This is a genomic window from Acidovorax sp. MR-S7, assembly GCF_000400995.2.
Classification (GTDB): Bacteria; Pseudomonadota; Gammaproteobacteria; order Burkholderiales; family Burkholderiaceae_C; genus MR-S7.
The window spans coordinates 1-1,111 of the sequence record NZ_DF238986.1 but is presented as its reverse complement, the minus strand read 5'-3'; the positions used below and the strand labels follow the sequence as shown (position 1 = coordinate 1,111).

The window sequence follows — 1,111 nt, the reverse complement described above, 5'->3', positions numbered from 1 at the left end:
TAGGGACAGTCTGCATAAATCATCTCCTGACGTGCTTGGCGAGCCACATGCGCTGAGAAAATCAGAGCAATGAAGCAAGCGGACCTTGGTCTGAGCCTGACAACGAAGCGCACGCGCAAGCGCGAGTTCCTGGCGGAGATGGAGCGTGTGGTGCCATGGGCGGCGCTGGTAGCGCTGATTGCGCCCTACGCACCGGAAGGCAAACGCGGACGCCCGCCGTTCGCCGTGGAGACGATGCTGCGCATCCACTTCATGCAACAGTGGTTCACGCTGAGTGACCCGGCGATGGAAGAGGCGCTGCACGACGTGCCGCTGTTCCGTGAGTTCGCCGGCCTGAACTGGGACACCGCCGTGCCCGACGAGACGACGATCCTTCGATTCCGTCGCCTGTTGGAAGAGCACAAGCTGGCTCCGCAGATCCTGGTCCTCATCAACGAGTTGCTCAGTGCCAAAGGCCTGCTGCTGCGCGCCGGCACAGTGGTCGATGCCACGCTGATCGCTGCACCCAGTTCGACCAAGAACACCTCGGGCGAGCGCGACCCGCAGATGAAGCAGAGCAAGAAGGGCAACCAGTGGTACTTCGGCATGAAGGCCCACATCGGCGTGGACGCCGACTCGGGCCTGGTGCACACGGTGCGCGGCACGGCCGGCAACGTCAATGATGTGGTCGAGGCCAACACGCTGCTGCACGGCGAGGAAACCCAAGCCTGGGGCGACGCCGGCTATCAGGGCGCAGCCCAGCGGCCCGATGCCAAGGCCGGCGTGCGCTGGAACATCGCCATGCGCCCGGGCAAGCGCAAGCTGCTGGACAAGGCTCGCTCGGTCGACAGCCTGAGCGACCAACTCGAACGCCTCAAGGCCAGCATCCGCGCCAAGGTGGAGCATCCGTTTCGCGTGATCAAGCGCCAGTTCGGCCACGTCAAGGTGCGCTACCGCGGGCTGGCCAAGAACACCGCGCAACTGCACACGCTGTTCGCACTGTCCAACCTGTGGATGGCGCGAGGGCGTTTGATGGCAGCGCAGGCATGAGAGCGCCTGCAAACGGCCAAATGGCCGAAAAGCGGGGCCGCAAGGGACGAAAAACCGCTGCAAAGCGGCTCGAAGCGGCGAA

The 1,111-nt window shown here is 64.3% G+C and carries 1 protein-coding gene; it reads left to right on the top strand.

Features of this window, described 5'->3' with window-relative positions; translation table 11 throughout:
• Positions 1–69: 69 nt before the first annotated feature.
• On the top strand, positions 70–1,029 hold the full coding sequence (locus AVS7_RS20430; RefSeq protein WP_020229923.1) for an IS5 family transposase: 960 nt from the start codon (positions 70–72) through the stop codon (positions 1,027–1,029).
• Positions 1,030–1,111 lie beyond the last annotated feature (82 nt).

Bases quoted from the DNA above. Each gene is read 5' to 3' on its own strand.
- AVS7_RS20430 (WP_020229923.1), top strand. From the start codon at position 70: ATGAAGCAAGCGGACCTTGGTCTGAGCCTGACAACGAAGCGCACGCGC.